Raw genomic sequence first — 19,722 nt, forward strand, 5'->3', positions numbered from 1 at the left:
ATAAATTTGGCCATTACATGGTCAGGGCCAACTGTTGCCTGAAAAAGGGGTCATCATGGAAAAATTAACCTGTTTTAAAGCCTACGATATTCGCGGCAAGCTGGGCGAAGAGCTGAACGAAGACATTGCGTGGCGCATCGGCCGCGCGTACGGCGAATACCTGAAACCACAAACTATCGTGCTGGGCGGCGACGTGCGTCTGACCAGCAAATCCCTGAAGCTGGCGCTGGCGAAAGGGCTACAGGACGCGGGCGTCGATGTGCTGGACATTGGCCTTTCCGGTACCGAAGAGATCTATTTTGCCACCTTCCACCTGGGCGTGGACGGCGGTATCGAAGTGACGGCCAGCCATAACCCGATGGACTACAACGGCATGAAGCTGGTGCGCAAGGGCGCGCGTCCTATCAGCGGTGACACCGGCCTGCGTGACGTGCAGCGTCTGGCCGAGGCCAACGACTTCCCGCCGGTGAATGAAGCCACACGCGGCAGCTATAAGCAGATTAACCTGCAAAAAGAGTACATCGACCACCTGCTGGGCTACATCAACGTGGCGAACCTCAAACCGCTGAAGCTGGTGATTAACTCCGGCAACGGCGCGGCAGGCCCGGTTGTCGATGCACTTGAAGCCCGCTTTAAGGCGCTGAACGTGCCGGTGACCTTCGTCAAAGTGCACAACACGCCAGACGGCAACTTCCCGAACGGTATTCCTAACCCGCTGCTGCCGGAGTGCCGCGACGACACCCGCAACGCGGTGATTGAGCACGGCGCCGATATGGGTATCGCCTTTGACGGCGATTTCGACCGCTGCTTCCTGTTCGACGAGAAAGGGCAGTTTATCGAAGGCTACTACATCGTTGGCCTGCTGGCGGAAGCGTTCCTCGAGAAAAACCCGGGGGCGAAAATCATTCACGATCCGCGTCTTTCCTGGAACACCGTCGACGTGGTGAAGGCCGCGGGCGGCGAGCCGGTGATGTCCAAAACCGGCCACGCGTTTATCAAAGAGCGTATGCGTGAGGAAGACGCCATCTACGGCGGCGAGATGAGCGCCCACCACTATTTCCGTGATTTTGCCTACTGCGACAGCGGGATGATCCCGTGGCTGCTGGTGACTGAGCTGCTGTGCCTGAAAGGGCAGAGCCTGGGTGAACTGGTGCGTGACCGCATGGCGGCGTTCCCGGCGAGCGGCGAGATCAACAGCAAACTGGCGCAGCCCGCTGAGGCCATTGCCCGCGTAGAACACCACTTTGCCATTCATGCGCTGGAGATTGATCGTACCGACGGTATCAGCATGGCGTTCCCGCAGTGGCGCTTCAACCTGCGCTCCTCCAACACCGAGCCGGTAGTGCGCCTGAACGTGGAGTCCCGCGCCGATACCGCGCTGATGGAAGCCCGAACGAAGGACATTCTGGCGCTGTTGAATCAGTAAATACTGCCCCTCACCCCAGCCCTCTCCCCAAAGGGGAGAGGGTGTTCAAGTTCCCTCTCCCGTTTGGGGAGAGGGGTAGGGTGAGGGGTAAGGTTTAGAACTAAAGGAACAACGATGACAAATCTAAAAAAGCGCGAACGAGCGAGAACGAATGCATCGTTAATCTCTATGGTGCAGCGTTTTTCTGATATCACCATCATGGTCGGCGGACTGTGGGCGGTGTGTTGGGTCAGCGGGCAGTCGTTCTTATACATGCACTTGCTGATGGCGTTGATTGCGCTGGTGGTGTTTCAGATGATCGGCGGCATGACCGATTTCTATCGTTCATGGCGCGGCGTCAAAATGACCACCGAACTGATGCTGCTGCTCCAGAACTGGACCTTAAGCCTGGTTTTCAGCGCAGGGCTGGTGGCGTTCAGCCATGATTTTGATAACCGTCTTGTGACCTATCTCTGCTGGTATCTGTTAACCAGCATTGGCATGGTGGTCTGCCGCTCGCTGATCCGCTTTGGCGCGGGCTGGCTGCGCAACCGCGGGTATAACCGTCGCTTCGTTGCCGTGGCGGGCGACCTGCCGGTGGGACAGGTGTTGCTCGACAGCTTCCGCAAAGAGCCGTGGTTAGGCTTTGAAGTGGTCGGGATTTATCACGACGCGAAGCCCGGCGGCGTGCCGTCCGACTGGGCAGGTAACTACGAACAGCTTATTGACGATGCGAAAGCCGGCAAAATTCATAACGTCTACATCGCCATGCAGATGAAAGATGAATCCCGCATCAAGAAACTGATGCGCGAGCTGGCGGATACCACCTGCTCGGTGATCCTCATCCCGGATGTCTTCACCTTCAATATTCTCCACTCCCGTATTGAAGAGGTGAACGGGGTACCGGTTGTTCCACTGTACGACACGCCGCTGTCGGGGATTAACCGCGTGCTGAAGCGCGTGGAAGATATCGTCCTTTCGTCCCTGATCCTGCTGCTCATCTCCCCGGTGCTGTGCTGCATTGCGCTGGCGGTGAAGCTCAGCTCGCCGGGGCCGATCATCTTCCGTCAGACCCGCTACGGCATGGACGGTAAGCCGATCATGGTGTGGAAATTCCGCTCTATGAAGGTGATGGAGAACGACAAGGTGGTGACCCAGGCGACGCAGAACGATCCGCGCGTCACCCGCGTGGGCAACTTCCTGCGCCGTACCTCGCTCGATGAGCTGCCGCAGTTCATCAACGTGTTCACCGGCGGGATGTCCATCGTCGGGCCTCGTCCTCACGCCGTGGCCCATAACGAGCAGTACCGCACCCTGATTGAAGGCTACATGCTGCGCCATAAGGTGAAGCCAGGCATCACCGGCTGGGCGCAGATCAACGGCTGGCGCGGCGAGACCGACACGCTGGAAAAAATGGAAAAACGTATCGAGTTCGATCTGGAGTACATCCGCGAGTGGAGCCTCTGGTTCGATATCAAGATTGTTTTTCTGACCATTTTCAAAGGCTTCGTGAACAAAGCGGCGTACTAAGATGAGCTTACGAGAAAAAACCATCAGCGGCGCGAAATGGTCAGCCATGGCCACCATCGTCATTATTGGCCTCGGCCTGGTGCAGATGACGGTGCTGGCGCGCATTATCGATAACCACCAGTTTGGTCTGCTGACCGTCTCGCTGGTGATTATCGCCCTGGCCGATACGCTGTCGGACTTTGGTATCGCCAACTCCATTATCCAGCGCAAGGAGATCAGCCATCTGGAGCTGACCACCCTCTACTGGCTGAACGTCGGGCTGGGGATCTTCGTGTTCGTACTGGTGTTCCTGCTGAGCGATGTGATTGCCGGCGTGCTGCATAACCCGGACCTGGCGCCGCTGATGCGCACCCTGTCGTTCGCTTTCGTGGTGATCCCGCACGGGCAGCAGTTCCGCGCGCTGATGCAGAAGGAGCTGGAGTTCAACAAAATCGGCATGATTGAAACCAGCGCCGTGCTGGCGGGCTTTACCTTCACCGTGGTTAGCGCCCATTTCTGGCCGCTGGCGATGACAGCCATCCTCGGCTACCTGGTTAACTCTGCCGTGCGCACGCTGCTGTTCGGTTTCTTTGGCCGTAAGATTTATCGCCCGGGGCTGCATTTTTCGCTGGCGTCTGTTTCATCCAACCTGCGCTTCGGCGCGTGGCTGACGGCAGACAGCATTATCAATTACGTGAATACTAACCTCTCCACGCTGGTGCTGGCGCGCATTCTGGGCGCGAGCGTCGCGGGTGGCTACAACTTGGCGTATAACGTCGCGGTTGTCCCGCCGATGAAGCTCAACCCTATCATTACCCGCGTGCTGTTCCCGGCGTTCGCCAAAATTCAGGACGATACCGAAAAGCTGCGCGTGAACTTTTACAAGCTGCTCTCCGTGGTGGGGATCATCAATTTCCCGGTCCTGCTGGGACTGATGGTGGTCGCCAGCAATTTCGTGCCGCTGGTGTTTGGCGAGAAGTGGAACAGCATCATCCCGATCCTGCAACTGCTGTGCGTCGTGGGGCTGCTGCGCTCGGTGGGGAACCCGATTGGTTCTCTGCTGATGGCGAAGGCGCGCGTGGATATCAGCTTCAAGTTCAACGTGTTTAAAACCTTCCTGTTTATTCCGGCAATTATTGTGGGCGGCCACATGGCGGGCGCCATTGGCGTGACGCTCGGCTTCCTGCTGGTGCAGATCGTCAATACCGTGCTGAGCTACTTCGTGATGATCAAACCGGTGCTGGGTTCCAGCTACCGTCAGTACATCCTCAGCCTGTGGCTGCCGTTTTACCTCTCCTTACCGACGCTTGCGGTGAGCTACGGCCTGGGCGTGGTGCTCAACGGGCATCTGCCGCTGGCGGCGCTGCTTGCGGTGCAGGTCGCGGCAGGCGCGCTGGCGTTCGGCGTGATGATTGTGCTGTCACGCAATGCGCTGGTGGTCGAGATGAAGCGCCAGTTTTGCCGTAACGAAAAAATGAAAACGCTGCTTCGCGCAGGCTAATTTTACGAGGCCATTATGAAATTACTTATTCTTGGCAACCATACCTGCGGCAACCGTGGCGACAGCGCCATCCTGCGCGGTTTACTGGATGCAATTAACACCCTTAAGCCTGAGACTGAAGTGGATGTGATGAGCCGTTATCCGGTCAGCTCATCCTGGTTACTGAACCGCCCGGTGATGGGCGACCCGCTCTACAGTCAGATGAAACAGCACAACAACGCTGCGGGCGTGATGGGGCGCGTGAAGAAAGTGCTGCGTCGCCGCTACCAGCATCAGGTGCTGCTTTCTCGCGTGACCGATACCGGCAAGCTGCGCAACATCGCCATCGCGCAGGGTTTTACCGATTTTGTGCGTCTGCTGTCCGGCTATGACGCGATTATTCAGGTGGGCGGTTCGTTCTTCGTCGATCTCTACGGCGTGCCGCAGTTTGAGCATGCACTCTGCACCTTCATGGCGAAAAAACCGCTGTTTATGATCGGCCACAGCGTCGGGCCATTCCAGGATCCACAGTTTAACCAGCTGGCAAACTATGTCTTCGGCCATTGCGACGCGCTGATCCTGCGTGAATCGGTCAGCCTCGACATGATGAAGCGCAGTGAAATCGACACCACCAAAGTGGAGCACGGTGTAGACACCGCCTGGCTGGTGGATCATCAGGATGACAGTTTTCAGGCCAGCTACGCGGTACAGCACTGGCTCGACGTGGCGGCAAAGCAGAAAACCGTCGCCATTACCCTGCGTGAACTTGCTCCGTTCGATAAACGCCTCGGCACGACCCAGGCGGCGTACGAGAAAGCCTTTGCCGATGTGGTGAACCGCGTGCTGGACAGCGGTTACCAGGTGCTGGCGCTTTCCACCTGTACCGGTATCGACAGCTACAACAAAGATGACCGTATGGTGGCGCTCAACCTGCGCAACCTGGTGAACGATCCGTCCCGCTATCACGTGGTGATGGACGAGCTGAACGATCTGGAGATGGGCAAGCTGCTCTCCGCCTGCGACCTGACCGTGGGCACGCGTCTGCACTCGGCCATTATCTCGATGAACTTCGGCACGCCAGCCATCGCCATTAACTACGAGCACAAGTCTGCGGGCATTATGCAGCAGCTCGGTATGCCGGAAATGGCCGTCGATATTCGTCATCTGCTGGACGGATCGCTGGGTGCGATGGTGGGCGACACGCTCGGCCAGCTGCCTGCGATCAACGAACGTCTGGCGGTGGCGGTAAAAGCCGAACGCGAAAAAGGTATTGGCATGGTGAAATCCGTACTCGACCGCGTCCGGGAGGGGAAATGAAGGTTGGTTTCTTCTTACTGAAATTTCCGCTGTCGTCTGAAACCTTTGTGCTGAACCAAATCACTGCGTTTATCGATATGGGATATGACGTGGAGATTATCGCCCTGCAAAAGGGCGATACGCAAAACACCCATGCGGCGTATACCCGGTATGGGCTGGAGGCGAAAACCCGCTGGTTGCAGGACGAACCCACCGGACGAATGAACAAACTGCGCCATCGCGCCAGCCAGACGCTGCGCGGCCTGCATCGCGCCTCGACGTGGCGGGCGCTGAATATGTCGCGCTATGGGGCGGAGGCCCGCAACCTGATCCTTTCCGCCATTTGCGGGCAAACGGCCCAGCCGTACCGGGCCGATGTCTTTATCGCCCACTTTGGCCCGGCGGGCGTAACTGCGGCAAAACTGCGTGAGCTGAGGGTGATTGACGGCAAAATCGCAACCATTTTCCACGGTATCGACATCTCCAGCCGGGAAGTACTGAACCACTACACGCCGGAATATCAGCAGCTGTTTCGCCGCGGCGACATGATGCTGCCGATAAGCAACCTGTGGGCCCGACGCCTGAAAACCATGGGGTGCCCGAGCGAGAAAATCACCGTTTCACGCATGGGCGTGGATATGGAACGTTTCACTCAGCGACCGGTTAAGGTGCCGGGCAAGCCGCTGCAAATTATCTCTGTTGCCCGCCTGACCGAAAAGAAAGGGCTGCACGTAGCCATCGAAGCCTGTCGCCAGCTGAAGGCGCGCGGCGTGGACTTCCACTACCGCATCCTGGGTATCGGGCCGTGGGAGCGTCGCCTGCGCACGCTGATTGAACAGTATCAGCTGGAAGACGTGGTCGAGATGCCGGGCTTCAAGCCGAGCCACGAAGTGAAAGCCATGCTTGATGACGCGGATGTGTTCCTGCTGCCTTCCGTAACCGGCGCTGACGGCGATATGGAAGGCATTCCCGTGGCGCTGATGGAGGCGATGGCGGTCGGCATTCCGGTGGTCTCGACCCTGCACAGCGGTATCCCGGAGCTGATCACCTCTGAACACTCCGGCTGGCTGGTCCCTGAAAACAATGCGCTGGCGCTGGCGGATCGTCTGGCTGCGTTCAGTGATATCGATCAGCAGACGCTGATCCCTGTGCTGCAAAATGCGCGGCAAAAAGTTGAAGCAGAATTTAATCAGCAGGTGATCAATCGCCAGTTAGCGAGCCTGCTGCAAACGCTGTAACGCTGAGGTTGTATGCTGAAAAAGATTACCCGACGCCGATTTGTCTCTTCTTTATCCGTCCTGGCTGCCATGCCGCTGCTGTCGCCCCGCGCTGTGCGGGCGGCAACCGGGAAGACGGTTTCTGTCGATCGCTACAACAATAACGACTGGATCGCCGCCTTTAAGCAGGCATTTACCGAGGGCGATACCGTTGTTGTTCCCGCCGGGTTAACCTGTGAAAACATCAATACCGGCATTTTCATTCCTGATGGCAAAACCCTGCTGATCCGCGGTGCGCTGAAGGGCAACGGCCGCGGGCGGTTTGTGCTCCAGGAAGGCTGTAAGGTCATTGGGGAAGGAGAGGGGCGCACGCATAACATTACGCTGGACGTGCGTGGCTCCGACTGTGTCATTAAAGGGCTGGCGATGAGCGGCTTCGGCCCCGTCACCCAGATCTACATCGGCGGTAAAAAGCCGAGAGTGATGCGTAACCTGCTTATCGATCGCATTGCCGTGAGCCAGGCCAACTACGCCATTCTGCGCCAGGGTTTTCATAATCAGGTGGACGGTGCGCGCATAACCAACAGTAAATTCAGCCATTTGCAGGGTGACGCGATTGAGTGGAACGTGGCGATTAACGACCGCAATATCCTGATCTCTAACCACGTGATCGATAACATCAACTGCACCAACGGCAAGATCAACTGGGGGATAGGCATTGGGCTGGCTGGCAGCACGTACGACAATGACTATCCGGAACAGCAGACCGTTAAAAACTTCGTGGTGGCAAATATCACCGGCAGCAACTGTCGGCAGTTGGTCCATGTTGAAAACGGTAAACACTTTGTGATCCGTAATATCAAGGCCAGCAATATTACTCCCGACTTCAGTAAAAAGGCCGGAATTGATAACGCAACGGTAGCTATTTATGGCTGTGATAATTTCGTTATTGATAATATCGATATGGTGAACAGCGCCGGAATGTTAATCGGGTATGGCGTGATCAAGGGCGATTATCTGTCGATACCGCAAAACTTCAAACTTAACGATATACGCCTGGATAACCGACAGCTGGCGTATAAGCTGCGCGGGATACAGATTTCTTCGGGCAATGCCACGTCGTTTGTCGCCATTACCAACGTCAACATGCAGCGGGCAACGCTTGAGCTGCACAACAAGCCACAGCACCTTTTCTTACGTAATATCAACGTGATGCAGGAATCCTCGACGGGGCCCGCCCTGACGATGAACTTCGACTTGCGCAAAGACGTGCGCGGGAAGTTTATGGCCAAAAACGAGACGCTGTTGTCGCTGGCAAACATTCATGCGGTAAATGAAAAAGGACAGAGTTCGGTGGATATTGATCGGGTCGATCAACATGTGGTGAATACGGAACGGTTGAATTTTGCGCTGCCGCACAGGTAATCATAAAGTCTATTTTGCGACTATTCTGGATCAGAATCGCGAACTATTCAGATTACAACTACTGTAATTTGTGGTGGGGTGACTTAGGATTACTTCATATTTACGGCAAAACATGCTGGCGAAAACAGGTTTAAAAGCTATAATTCGTCAACCATTTTAAGGTGGAAGAAATAATGATTAATTTGAAAGCAGTCATACCGGTAGCGGGTCTGGGCATGCACATGTTGCCCGCCACAAAGGCCATTCCTAAAGAGATGCTGCCGATCGTTGACAAGCCGATGATTCAGTACATCGTCGACGAGATTGTTGCTGCGGGGATCAAAGAAATCGTTCTGGTGACGCACTCTTCTAAGAACGCCGTCGAGAACCACTTCGACACCTCTTATGAACTCGAGGCGCTTCTTGAGCAGCGCGTTAAGCGTCAGCTTCTGGCTGAAGTTCAGTCTATTTGTCCTCCTGGCGTGACTATCATGAACGTGCGTCAGGCGCAGCCGTTGGGTCTGGGCCACTCAATCCTCTGTGCGCGTCCGGTAGTGGGTGATAACCCGTTCATCGTGGTACTGCCGGACATCATCATTGATAACGCCTCTGCCGATCCGCTGCGTTATAACCTGGCGGCAATGGTCGCACGCTTCAACGAGACGGGCCGTAGCCAGGTGCTGGCGAAACGTATGAAGGGCGATCTCTCTGAGTACTCTGTTATTCAGACTAAAGAGCCGCTGGAGTCGGAAGGGCAGGTGAGCCGGATCGTTGAGTTTATCGAAAAACCCGATCAGCCGCAGACCCTGGACTCCGACCTGATGGCTGTCGGCCGTTATGTGCTGAATGCGGATATCTGGGCTGAGCTGGAAAAAACCGAGCCGGGCGCCTGGGATCGTATCCAGCTGACTGATGCGATTGCTGAGCTGGCGAAGAAGCAGTCGGTTGATGCGATGCTGATGACCGGCGACAGCTATGACTGCGGTAAGAAAATGGGGTATATGCAGGCGTTTGTGAACTATGGCCTGCGTAATCTGAAGGAAGGGGCGAAGTTCAGAAGCCGGATTGAGAAGTTGCTGGCTGACGGTTGATTTATCTCTCGAATGCATAAACGGCAGATGTTGTTTGGTTATGTTTATCATAAACAAATTATCATTGCCGTTTTTTATTGTCGCCTAAGGTAAAATTGGCTTTCTATCAGTTACATAAAGTTATCAAATTCAAATGAATGGTGATTTGTGCTTGTTTCTTAAAGCAATTAGGACGACAATTAACACCAACTTTTCCTCTTTTTAGATTCCAAAATCACTATTAACATTAGCTCAGTGCACTGGTAGCTGTTAAGCCAGGGGCGGTAGCATTTGTTTCGAAAAGGTAAATACTTGAAAGAAAAGCAGCATGATCTTAAAGCCGGATTTAAGTGGAGTGCAATTGAACGCATTATAACGCAATTTGCACAGTTATTAGTCCTGTTAGTATTAGCGAGAATCTTAGGACCTAAAGCTTATGGCTTAGTTGGTATGTTAACAATTTTTATAGCTGTTTCACAAACACTAGTTGACAGCGGTTTTTCGTCTGCTTTGATAAGGCGCAATAACAATACACAAAAGCAGTATTCAACAATTTTTTGGTTTAATTTCGGGACTGCATTGTTTTTATACATTGTAATTTTCTTTAGTGCAAAAGAAATTAGTCATTTTTTCAACGAACCGCAATTAGAAAAGATAATAAAAATTTTAGGTTTGGTTATCATCATCAATGCCTTATGCATAGTTCATAGAACCAAACTTACGATCAATCTAGATTTCAAAAGTCAATCACAAATATCATTTTTATCAGTGTTAATTAGTGGTGTTGGTAGTATTGTTGTAGCTATTAATGGAGGAGGAGTTTGGTCGATTGTATTCAATAATATCCTTTTTTCATTATTATCAACAATTATGTATTTTTATAAATGTAAATGGGTTCCTAATCTAGTTTTTAATAGAAGATTTTTTTATGCTACTTCGAGATTTAGCGGCAATTTATTAGTAGCATCTTTATTGAACACATTTTTCGATAATTTGTACCAATTAGTTATAGGCAAATTTTTCAACACTTCACAAGTTGGTTTTTTTACACAAGCTAAAAATTTAACTCTGTTACCAACTAATACATATTCGGCAATAATACAACGAGTTACTTATCGCTATTTTAGCGAGATCAAGAATAATAGAACAATGCTGAACAAACAATACGAAGAAACAGTTAAGTACGCAACTGTTATTTTTTTTCCATTAATATTTGGGTTGGCCTTTTTTAGTGAAAATATAGTTAGTATAATATTAGGTAAAGAATGGATAATTACTGCCCGTTATATTTTCGTGTTATGTTTCTGTTATTGTTTTTATCCTATTCATGCACTAAGTTTAAATGTTCTTAATGTATACGGAAGATCAGATCTTTTCCTGAAACTAGAAGTATTTAAAAAAATACTTATATCATTGTTAATGATAGCTACTATTAAATTTGGTATAGAATGGATGTGTTGGGGGTTGGTTTTGTACTCCGTTATTGCAACTTATATAAATTCAATTTATACAAATAAATTTTTAGATACAACTTTCATGAAATTGCTGAGTATTATCAGTCCGGCTTTTATAATATCGCTGGTTTCTTTTTTTGTTTCACATCTAATAATCAATAATTTGTCAAATGAATTTCTTAAGCTTGGAGGTTTACTATTCGGTTGTTGCGTATATTTTATGACTTATTATGTGTATGATAAAAATACTGTAAAAACAATATATTTTTGGGTAAAGCGCAATGACAAATAGAACTACTTCGATTTCCGTTGTTATTCCAGTTTATAACTGTGAAACAACAATAAAAAAAACCATCGATTCTGTTCTTGCTCAGGAAAATATAGATTTCGAAGTTATCATCGTGGATGATGGTTCTACAGATAGAAGTGCTGAAATCATAACTGAGTATGATGATGCGCGCATACGTTATTTTTACCAAGAAAATAGTGGGATAAGTAGCGCTTTAAATTATGGCATTTCTAAATCTAATGCTGCATTTGTAGCTAGAATTGATGGTGATGATGTAGCTCTACCAAACCGATTTAAAAAACAATATGATGTTCTTAAAAGTAATACACAAGTATGTCTGGTAGGAACAGCTGTTGATTATATTAACTCCAAAGAGGCTGTTATTGGTAGGACATTCCCTTACGTATTTCGCTTTAGCGCATCAAAAATATTATTACGGCAAAATTTATTTGCCCATCCTTCGGTTATGTTTAGGAAAGATATATTTATAAGAGCTGGAGGATACCCAAATGAATTATCAGGAATATGTGAAGATTATTATCTTTGGACACGGATGATTAAGTTTGGAGAAATGATAAACTTATCTGAATCCCTTACGCAGTATCGAATTTCTGAAGGGCAAATTACAGATTGGGTACCTAGTAAAGAATATTACAGTCTTATCAGAAAAATAATAGCATGTAATTTCATAGATTCTGGGCTAGTATCGAAGTTGAAAGAAACTAAAGAAAATGACAAAAAAGCTAACGCTATAAATAGTAAAACTATTAAATTTAAGCGGGAGCAAGCTATTAAAAATAATTTATTTAACAGATTTTATTGCTACCTTATAAAATATAAAATTCCGAAATATCATGCAGCAAAATACATATGTATAATAAAGAGCATGATCGTATATATACGCCACACCCTAAATAAAATATAGGGAAAATTCGTGAACGCTAATTTATTTTTGACTCTTACATTATTTATAATAAATCCTATGCTGGGTACATTATCTTCTATTATTGTACTTGCTAGAATTGAATCTATTAGTATTTTCTTAATCTCATTAATGGGAGGGATTACAGCCTATAATCTGGTTCCTTATGAAACAATGGATTTAGCTACTCATTATTACAAATTTGAAGCGCTGAAAGGAATCAACTATTATTTTATCTTTGATGAGGGGATTAATGTTTTATTCTATTTTTATATGAAGGCACTAGGAGATCTCGGCTTCAATAAAGAATGGGTACCGTTTTTTAGCACATTTTTTGGATACTTTTTTTTATTGACATCATTGAAAAGAAATTTACCAGCATCACTGCGAGATAGCACTAGAATATATTTATATTTGCTGTGGTTTTTGACTATATCCTTTTTATCTTTGAGTAATGGAATAAGAAGTGGATTGTCAAGTGCACTATTTATTTACGCATTGCAATATGCCTATAATAAAAAAATGTTTAAAGCAATTCTTTGGGGTATAATTTCAACATTAGTACATAGTTTTGTAGCCCCTTTACTTTTTATCATTATAGTTATAAATTTTTTAAATAAATTTTTCTCCAAGCGGATGCTAAAGATATGCCTCATTGCATGCATAGTGGTATCTGGGTTTGTTGGTGTTCTTGCGATCCTTGAAAATATTATTTCATCATTATCATTCATTCCCTACATTGATCAAATATATAAAATTTATATTGTTGGTGATCGTTGGGGTAGTTCTGCGGAGTTCGATTTAAATACTAGAATTGCACAGTTTATTACTCAATTGCCATTCTTTTTTTCAGTCTTTATATTATTGATATCTAATCGGAAAAATATTATCTTTATAACTGCTGTTCTCATTTCATGTATATCAATAATTACTTTTCAATTCTGGGTTATTAGTGAGCGTTATCAATATGTGACAATATTAACAACAACATTTTATCTGATCTCAAAAGAAAGCACGTTCTTATTACCAAAGAGGTTTTTATTATTAACTTTATTTATATTGCAAATTATAGTAACGATATGGGCATTTTATCGCTTTAGATATATGATAATCCCAAGTATAGCTTTTATTACCTACCCTTTTCTTTTCTGTTTTTATCGCACTTTGGATTTATCAAAATTAATAAAGGTTTAAGTTATGAAGCGTAGAGTACTTCACATTGTTGGGACGTTAGACGTAGGTGGTATAGAGAAATGGGTTTGCAATATGATCAACTATGAGTTAAATAATAAAAACGAAATTGATTTTTATGTATTTTCATTGGATTGTTCTCGTGATAAAATAGTCCCGCAAATACAATTACCAAGAGGAAAAATATTCTTTTCAAGTTCAAACTCAATTATTGGGAGAATTTCAAGTTTTGTAAAATTAATCAGACGTATAGAGCCAGACGTTATACACTTCCATCCCGGTTATTCTTCAGGTATTTATTTAACACTTGCTAAATTCTTTTCTAAAAATATAAGAATTGTGCATTCCCATTCAGATAGAAGAAGTATTGATTTCAAGATTAGCAAGTTGCGGAAATGCTATATAGCTATAATGAAGTTTTTTATTAGGTACTTCAGCGATTATAGAATAGCTGTATCAAAAAAAGCGGGCGATTCACTATTTGACGAGAATTACTTTATCCATCACTGCGGTGTGCCAGAACCCCAAAAACTTACCGCTAAAGAAGAGCAAGATAAGCAAAAAAGATCAAGCTACAAAATTTACCATATAGGACGTAATTCAGAGGCTAAGAATTATCCCTTTATCTTGGATCTGGCCGAAAGTTTATTAGAAAATAAAGATATTCAATTTTACTGCTTAGGTGCCGGATTAGAAAAAATACATAGTGATGCCGTTCGACGTAATATAAGTAATATAAGTTTTCCCGGATTTATTGAAGATCCAAGTTACGAGATTTTACTTAATGCTGATTTATTTATATTGCCCTCATTATGGGAAGGATTACCACTGAGTGTTGTTGAAGCTCAAAAATGTCGTATTCCATGTTTAGTATCAAAAAATGTAACACAGGAATGTAATATTGGTTTAGCACATTTTATCAAACTTGATGTGGATATTTGGAAATTGGCTATACTTGAATACAAAGAGAATAACCATAGTAATTGCCAAATTGATAACATGAAATTCTCACTCGAAATTGACATGTGTTATTTTAAAAAATTATATGGAATAAATTATGTTAATTAAAGCTTTCCGTAAGTTTGGGCAAATTTTAAATACAACTATTTACAAGGTTTTGTTTAAGAGACTGTATGTTAATCCTATAAAATCACATTTTTTTGGCGTATTAACTATTGAAAAAGAAGGAGAGGTTGTTATAGAGGATCTGTTTCGCGCTCGCAGAGGTATGTGTATTAATTGTAAAGGCGGAAAGATAAAAATAGGGAAGTCAGTTTTTTTTAATAATAACGTTTCAATTAATTGTCAGCAAAGTATTTCAATAGGGGATAACGTCTTAATAGGTGAGAGTGTTAAAATTTATGATCACGATCATGACTATCGTAAAGGAAATATTGAAAAAAGAGATTCCTTCATTTGTTCCCCTGTAAATATTGGGCATAATGTATGGATTGGTAGTAATGTGCTGATTTTGCGAGGTGTAACGATTGGAGATAATTGCATTATTAGCGCTGGTTCGATTGTGACGAAAAGTATTCCAAGCAATAATATATTAATTCAAAAACATATTTCCGAATACAAGGAAATAAAAATATTATGATTAAAGAAACAAAAATACTCTTCATCGATAGTTATTATAATTCTCTTTATGGCGCGCAGAAAAGCATGCTTAATTTAGCGGAAAAACTTAAAGAACGCAATTTAGAAGTTGTTATTGCGTCAGTTGCGCAAGGCGACCTTCTTAAAGAGGCTAGTTATAAAGGATTTAATATATTTTGCTTTGATTTAAACTATTATCTACTACGTTCTATATCGGTTAACAATACCTTTTTAAAGAAAATATGGTATCTTTGTGTATTATTCTTGACATGGTGCAAGATACTTTTTAAGTACATTTTTCAATTAAAAAAATATGATGTTATATGTATTAATGATATTAGAACCTGTATTTTACTATTGCCATTGATAATAATTTATCAAAGAAAGATGATATGGTATATACGCATTCGTGAAGAACAGAAAAAAATTGTTTATATACTATCGCACTTCTTCTCTACTGTTATATTTATATCTTCAGATTTACAAGAATCTACACATTTATCTAAAAGAACAAAAACCGAGAAGCTTCTTACAGGATTTCCAAATCATGATCTTAAGCTCAAAGAAAGTATCTTGAATGAAGTTAAGTTTGTCACTGTTGGTTCAATTAATGCTCGTAAAAACCAAATCGAAGTTTTAAATGTATTTAAACGACTTGATAAAAAAATTAATTCGAAATGTACATTAGATATTATCGGTTCATATGAACCTGAAGATTACGATTATTACAAAACATTAGAAAAGAAAATTTCAGATGATTGTTTATTAAAGGATAAAGTACAGATCAAAGGATATAGTAATAATGTTATTAATGAATTAGAAGAATATGACGTATTTATTTTTTCTTCATTGAGGGAAGGATTGCCACGTTCAGTCATAGAAGCGTTGCAGGCAGGATTGTATGTAATAGCAAGACCGGTTGATGGAATAAAAGATATTATATTAATGGATGATTTAGGTTTTATTTACTCGAGGCTAGATGATTTTGATGATTTTACAGTTAATAAAATTTCTCTATATACTAAAAAGAAACATTTAAAACAAGCTCGCAATGCTTTTGTTAATAACCGATTCGATAATGATAAATATGTTGATAATTTTTTGAAAATAATTAATTCAGTCTTAGGTAAAGCTTGATGAAAGTTGGTAAAAAGATAAAGATCGTGCATGTACAATTGCTTCCGCTATTAAGTGGAGTACAACGGGTATCCCTTCAAGAATTCCTATTATTGAATAGTGATCGATATGAGAAAATTCTTATTTGCAAAGAACCCGGCGATTTAACCAAAGAGTCCGAAAAAGTTGGTGTTAAATGTTTTTATGTGCCCTCGCTTGTAAGAAATATATCGCCATTCAAAGATTTTAAATCTTTTATTAATTTATTATCGTTATTTAAATACATTAAAGCAGACATTGTCCACACACATTCTGCTAAGACTGGTGTTCTTGGCCGAATTGCAGCAAAATTAGCTGGTGTACCAATTGTAATACATACAGTACATGGATTTTCTTTCGAAAGTACTAATAATAAAGCTATATCTTTCGTATATAAGTTTGTAGAATTTGTAAGTGCTTTTTTTAGTGACAGAATTATTTGTTTACATAACGAAGATAAAAAAAAATGTATAAATATTCTGAAGGTTCCTAAGGAAAAGATTTGTATATTGCCTAACGGTGTTGATTTAGATAAATTTCACCCCGTAGAAGAAAAACAAAAAAAACTTTTAAGGGCGAATTTCAACCTCCAACACGCTTCACTTATATTTACAATGGTTGGTCGATTATGGGATCAAAAAAATCCACTCTTGTTAGTTCAAGCGGCACAAAAGTATTTGCGATGTAATTCTGAATCAAATGATGTCTTTATACTTGTAGGCGATGGTGATCTGAGAATTAAAATTGAGGAATTAGCGGCTAAAGAGATAAATGCTGGGAAAATTATTTTATTGGGATGGCGAAATGATATTGCTGAAATTCTTTCTTTAAGCGATGTATTTATCTTACCTTCAAAATGGGAAGGTATGCCATTGGCCATACTTGAGGCGCAAGCTGCGGGTTTACCTTGTATCGCTTCTGATATAGCTGGTAACAAATCCTTAATCAAAGATAATATCAACGGTATATTGTTTAAGAATGATTCGGTGAATAGTTTGCTAACAAAAATAAAATTAATGTCATTGGCGGACGAAAGAAAGAGAATTAGTCATAATGCTATGGATATAGTTAAAAAAGATCACTGTATTCAATCAAGGATTAAGGAAATAGAATCTTTATACGAAAGTTTGCTTAATTAATAGAATCTTATAAAGGTGACCTATGAATATTTTACTTACTGGTGGTGCTGGATATATTGGTAGCCATATAGCAGTGGAGTTACTACTTAAGGGTTATAATGTTTTTCTATTTGATAATCTTTCAAATTCCAAGGAAATTGTTGTAGAAAAGATACATCAGATTACCGGTAGAAAACCTTTCCTTTACAAGGGGGATTTATTATCTTTTGATGAGTTAAAATCTTTTTTTTCTAACTATCATATTGATCAGGTAATCCATTTAGGCGCTTTAAAATCAGTAGGTGAGTCAGTTGGTAAACCTATCAAGTATTATCTCAATAACATAACTGGTACTCTAAATTTAGTTAAGGTTATGGATTATTTTGGGATTAGGGATCTAATATTTAGTTCATCAGCAACTGTTTATGGAAATCCGAGAATGCTACCATTGACGGAGTCCTCACCTACAGGAGAAGTCCAAAACCCATACGGTTATACTAAATTAATGGTTGAACATATATTAGAAGATTTATGTCGTTCTAATTCAGAATGGAATATAACTTCTTTGAGATATTTCAATCCTGTAGGTGCTCACCCTAGTGGATTAATTGGAGAAGATCCACAAGACATACCTAACAATATCCTTCCATATATTACTCAGGTAGCTATAGGAAAACGAGAGCAGCTCTTTGTTTTTGGGGATGATTACAATACTAAAGACGGAACTGGTGTGCGAGATTACATTCATGTTCAAGATCTTGCTTTAGGACATATAGCTGCATTAAAACGAATAAAAGAACAAAACAAATACAAAATATATAATTTAGGTACTGGAAGAGGATATTCAGTACTCGACCTTATTCACACTTTCGAGAAAATTAACCGTATATCAATTCCATACATAATAACTGACCGACGTGAGGGCGACATTGCCGAGTGCTGGTCCTCCCCAGCCCTTGCTCAACAAGAGCTGGGATGGCGAGCATGTAAAACACTAGACGAAATGTTGAAGGACGCATGGAATTTTCAAGTTAAAAACCCTAATGGTATGAAATAATAAACTGTTAATTAACATATTATTTATTGATATGTTATCATCTCAAGCATTTACAGTTGTTCTTAATGATAACCAAATTTCATAGGAGTAAAGCATGTCCAAGCAACAGATCGGCGTTGTCGGTATGGCAGTGATGGGGCGCAACCTGGCGCTCAACATCGAAAGCCGTGGTTATACCGTCTCCGTTTTCAACCGCTCCCGTGATAAGACCGAAGAAGTCATCGCTGAGAATCCAGGCAAGAAACTGGTTCCTTTCTATACGGTTAAAGAGTTCGTTGAGTCTCTGGAAACACCTCGTCGTATCCTGTTAATGGTGAAAGCGGGCGCAGGTACCGATGCCGCTATCGATTCACTGAAACCGTATCTGGATAAAGGCGACATCATTATCGATGGCGGCAACACCTTCTTCCAGGACACCATTCGTCGTAACCGTGAACTGTCTGCTGAAGGCTTCAATTTCATTGGTACCGGCGTATCCGGCGGTGAAGAGGGCGCTCTGAAAGGTCCATCCATCATGCCTGGCGGTCAGAAAGAAGCGTACGAACTGGTCGCGCCTATCCTGACTAAAATCGCAGCCGTAGCTGAAGACGGCGAGCCGTGCGTGACCTATATCGGTCCTGATGGCGCTGGTCATTACGTGAAAATGGTTCACAACGGCATTGAATATGGCGACATGCAGCTGATTGCTGAAGCTTACTCTCTGCTGAAAGGCGGCCTGAACCTCTCCAACGAGGAGCTCGCAGAGACCTTTACCGAGTGGAACAAAGGCGAGCTGAACAGCTACCTGATCGACATCACCAAAGATATCTTCACCAAGAAAGATGAAGAGGGTAAATACCTGGTTGATGTGATTCTGGATGAAGCTGCGAATAAAGGTACCGGAAAATGGACCAGCCAGAGCTCTCTGGATCTGGGTGAGCCATTATCCCTGATCACCGAATCCGTATTTGCACGTTATATCTCTTCTCTGAAAGAGCAGCGTGTTGCGGCATCTAAGGTGCTGTCTGGTCCTCAGGCCAAACCCGCTGGTGATAAAGCGGAGTTCGTTGAGAAAGTCCGTCGCGCGCTGTATCTGGGTAAAATCGTCTCTTACGCGCAGGGCTTCTCTCAACTGCGCGCGGCATCTGACGAGAATAACTGGGATCTGAACTACGGTGAGATTGCGAAGATCTTCCGTGCCGGCTGTATCATTCGCGCTCAGTTCCTGCAAAAAATCACCGATGCCTATGCTGAAAACGCGGGTATCGCAAACCTTCTGCTGGCACCTTACTTCAAACAAATTGCTGACGAATATCAGCAGGCGCTGCGTGATGTTGTTGCGTACGCCGTGCAGAATGGTATCCCGGTTCCGACCTTCTCCGCTGCGGTGGCATATTATGACAGCTATCGTGCTGCCGTTCTGCCAGCGAACCTGATTCAGGCACAGCGTGACTACTTCGGTGCGCATACCTATAAGCGTACGGATAAAGAAGGCGTGTTCCACACCGAATGGCTGGATTAATATACGGTTAGCCATGCCATCAAGCCCGGTAGCGATACCGGGCTTTTTTATCTTG

16 protein-coding genes are annotated in these 19,722 nt (G+C 44.5%); all 16 read left to right on the forward strand.

Features of this window, described 5'->3' with window-relative positions; genetic code table 11:
* The first annotated feature begins 55 nt into the window (after positions 1-55).
* The 16 genes from cpsG to gndA all read left to right on the forward strand — a co-directional run bounded on the left by cpsG (position 56) and on the right by gndA (position 19,667).
* Positions 56-1,426 carry a colanic acid biosynthesis phosphomannomutase CpsG gene (gene cpsG, locus SK54_RS09970; protein ID WP_045338360.1) on the forward strand — a complete coding sequence of 457 codons (1,371 nt, stop codon included), beginning with the start codon at positions 56-58 and terminating at the stop codon, positions 1,424-1,426.
* A gap of 114 nt (positions 1,427-1,540) precedes the next feature.
* On the forward strand, positions 1,541-2,935 hold the full coding sequence (gene wcaJ, locus SK54_RS09975; RefSeq protein ID WP_006811236.1) for an undecaprenyl-phosphate glucose phosphotransferase: 1,395 nt from the start codon (positions 1,541-1,543) through the stop codon (positions 2,933-2,935).
* 1 nt (position 2,936) lies between these two features.
* Positions 2,937-4,415 carry a colanic acid undecaprenyl disphosphate flippase WzxC gene (gene wzxC / locus SK54_RS09980; RefSeq protein ID WP_003863527.1) on the forward strand — a complete coding sequence of 493 codons (1,479 nt, stop codon included), beginning with the start codon at positions 2,937-2,939 and terminating at the stop codon, positions 4,413-4,415.
* 15 nt (positions 4,416-4,430) lie between these two features.
* Complete coding sequence (gene wcaK / locus SK54_RS09985) at positions 4,431-5,711, forward strand: colanic acid biosynthesis pyruvyl transferase WcaK (RefSeq protein ID WP_006811234.1); 1,281 nt, start codon at positions 4,431-4,433, stop codon at positions 5,709-5,711.
* A complete protein-coding gene (gene wcaL, locus SK54_RS09990; protein WP_047728972.1) occupies positions 5,708-6,928 on the forward strand; it encodes a colanic acid biosynthesis glycosyltransferase WcaL in 1,221 nt (406 codons plus the stop codon). The genes wcaK and wcaL overlap by 4 nt, the downstream gene beginning before the upstream one ends.
* A 12-nt stretch (positions 6,929-6,940) precedes the next feature.
* Complete coding sequence (gene wcaM, locus SK54_RS09995) at positions 6,941-8,332, forward strand: colanic acid biosynthesis protein WcaM (RefSeq protein ID WP_047728971.1); 1,392 nt, start codon at positions 6,941-6,943, stop codon at positions 8,330-8,332.
* A 173-nt stretch (positions 8,333-8,505) separates the two neighbouring features.
* Complete coding sequence (gene galF / locus SK54_RS10000) at positions 8,506-9,402, forward strand: GalU regulator GalF (RefSeq protein WP_047728970.1); 897 nt, start codon at positions 8,506-8,508, stop codon at positions 9,400-9,402.
* Positions 9,403-9,693: 291 nt separating this feature from the next.
* Complete coding sequence (locus SK54_RS21905) at positions 9,694-11,127, forward strand: lipopolysaccharide biosynthesis protein (RefSeq protein ID WP_181007811.1); 1,434 nt, start codon at positions 9,694-9,696, stop codon at positions 11,125-11,127.
* Positions 11,117-12,049: a glycosyltransferase family 2 protein gene (locus tag SK54_RS10005; protein WP_047728968.1), complete on the forward strand. Its 933-nt coding sequence runs from the start codon at positions 11,117-11,119 to the stop codon at positions 12,047-12,049. The genes SK54_RS21905 and SK54_RS10005 overlap by 11 nt, the downstream gene beginning before the upstream one ends.
* A gap of 9 nt (positions 12,050-12,058) precedes the next feature.
* Positions 12,059-13,240 carry an EpsG family protein gene (locus SK54_RS10010; protein WP_072059006.1) on the forward strand — a complete coding sequence of 394 codons (1,182 nt, stop codon included), beginning with the start codon at positions 12,059-12,061 and terminating at the stop codon, positions 13,238-13,240.
* A 3-nt stretch (positions 13,241-13,243) separates the two neighbouring features.
* A complete protein-coding gene (locus tag SK54_RS10015) occupies positions 13,244-14,305 on the forward strand; it encodes a glycosyltransferase (RefSeq protein ID WP_047728964.1) in 1,062 nt (353 codons plus the stop codon).
* The gene (locus tag SK54_RS10020) at positions 14,295-14,837 is read left to right on the forward strand and encodes an acyltransferase (RefSeq protein ID WP_052952172.1); all 543 of its coding nucleotides are present in this window, start codon (positions 14,295-14,297) and stop codon (positions 14,835-14,837) included. The genes SK54_RS10015 and SK54_RS10020 overlap by 11 nt, the downstream gene beginning before the upstream one ends.
* Entirely contained in the window at positions 14,834-15,973 is a 1,140-nt protein-coding gene (locus SK54_RS10025; protein ID WP_047728963.1) for a glycosyltransferase family 4 protein, read from the forward strand. Before SK54_RS10020 ends, SK54_RS10025 begins: the two co-directional genes overlap by 4 nt.
* Positions 15,973-17,130, forward strand: a complete 1,158-nt coding sequence (locus SK54_RS10030; RefSeq protein ID WP_047728961.1) for a glycosyltransferase family 4 protein — start codon at positions 15,973-15,975, stop codon at positions 17,128-17,130. The genes SK54_RS10025 and SK54_RS10030 overlap by 1 nt, the downstream gene beginning before the upstream one ends.
* A 22-nt stretch (positions 17,131-17,152) precedes the next feature.
* Entirely contained in the window at positions 17,153-18,166 is a 1,014-nt protein-coding gene (galE, locus tag SK54_RS10035) for a UDP-glucose 4-epimerase GalE (protein ID WP_047728960.1), read from the forward strand.
* A 94-nt stretch (positions 18,167-18,260) separates the two neighbouring features.
* Positions 18,261-19,667, forward strand: coding sequence for an NADP-dependent phosphogluconate dehydrogenase (gene gndA, locus SK54_RS10040; RefSeq protein WP_023303973.1), 1,407 nt, complete (start codon positions 18,261-18,263; stop codon positions 19,665-19,667).
* Positions 19,668-19,722 lie beyond the last annotated feature (55 nt).

The sequence above is a fragment of the Enterobacter sp. MGH120 genome (genome assembly GCF_001037725.1).
Classification (GTDB): Bacteria; Pseudomonadota; Gammaproteobacteria; order Enterobacterales; family Enterobacteriaceae; genus Enterobacter; species Enterobacter hormaechei_C.